The sequence below is a fragment of the Paraburkholderia sp. MM5384-R2 genome, assembly GCF_014201025.1.
Lineage (GTDB): Bacteria > Pseudomonadota > Gammaproteobacteria > Burkholderiales > Burkholderiaceae > Paraburkholderia > Paraburkholderia tuberum.
The window spans coordinates 1-1,443 of the sequence record NZ_JACHDI010000084.1; the positions used below are offsets into that span (position 1 = coordinate 1).

1 protein-coding gene is annotated in these 1,443 nt (G+C 56.5%); it reads right to left on the minus strand.

Translation table 11 applies throughout. The annotated features are described in order from the left end of the window. Positions 1 to 83 precede the first annotated feature (83 nt). On the minus strand, positions 84 to 1,443 hold a 1,360-nt coding region (gene ltrA, locus HDG37_RS38700; RefSeq protein ID WP_184056858.1), incomplete at its 5' end, for a group II intron reverse transcriptase/maturase.

Below are 1,443 nucleotides of genomic sequence, written 5' to 3' on the forward strand. Positions count from 1 at the left end.
GGTCGGGTAGCAGCGGTGCATTACTGCACCGCCGCCCCCTAAGAACCGTGCATGCGAGTTTCCCAGCACACGGCTCAAGCCTTTCAAAGCCCCATTGCCGAGGCCGGTTTCACTACTGAGAGTCCGAGGGCACGCGCGGCCCGATGGCAATCCGGGTGAAGCATCGTCAGGTTGCTGATCGTGTCCTTACCGCCATCGATCTTTCGCTCCAGGTGGTACAGCCGCCAGCCACTGGATTTCGTGATCATTTGACGACAGACCGGACAGGACCTCTGCTGATCGAGCCACAACCGGATCAGACGCATCCGGCCCTTGAGCGAGTCCATCATCGCGAAGCCCAACCGCTCTTCGAAATAACTTTCCCACTGCGGGTCGAACGGGTTTGCGGCACCCTTGATCTTGCGGTGCCGCCGGATTGGCGTGCCGACAATGTCGTACAGCGTCAGAAGTTCACGCTTTCCATCGCTGAGCACTTTGTCCGTCGCCGTACCAAAGACCCATTGGCGGGCGCCAACGGTTCGAAAGTACTTCCGACGTACCCAGTGCGAGTTCTTCTGCGGGTGTCGGCGCTTCGCCCAACGCCATAGACATTGCCAAATCGCATGAGCAACCTTGTTAAAGGTACGCTTCGCCACGACATGCCGATAATAATCCGCCCAACCGCGAATCTTTGGGTTGAGCAGGCGGATCAGACGATCGTGTCTTAGCGTTGCATTGCCTTTCACGATGTCCCGAAGCTTCCGCATGAAGCGCTGAACGCTCGTTTTGGCTGGCTTGATCAACAACTTGCCGTCGTACTTGCGAACGTTCATGCCCAGGAAATCGAACCCATCGTTGATATGCGTGATCCGGGTCTTCTCCCGTGACAGCGATAATCCCCGCTGTGCAAGAAACTGCACGACCAGCGGCATGACTTCATCCTCCAGCACTTCTCGCGTCGCGCCAGTGATAACAAAGTCATCTGCATATCGAACGACGTTAACCTTCGACGGATTCCGGCCGCCTCTGCAGAACTTCGCAAGAAGTGTTCGTTCTAACCCATCGAGAGTCATGTTCATCAACGTGGGCGAGATAATACCGCCCTGAGGCGTACCCGCTTCCGTCGAATGAAAGACACTGTTGTGAAGGTAGCCAGCCTTCAACCACTTTCGCAGTATCGCTTTGTCCGTTGGGATGTGGGCGACCAACCAATCATGCGAAATTTCATCAAAGCAGCTCCGGATGTCGGCCTCCAGAATCCACTGCGCGCGATTGCTGCTGGCCAGTGAGATAAAGCACTGTTCTATCGCGTCGGCCGTGGAGCGGGCGGCTCTGAACCCATAAGAGTTCGGATCCGCCATGGTTTCTGCAACAGGTTCGAGTGCAAGCAGATGAAGCGCCTGTTGCGCTCTGTCGACCATGCAGGGAATTCCAAGAGGTCTCAGCCGTTTCCCGTCGGCTTTC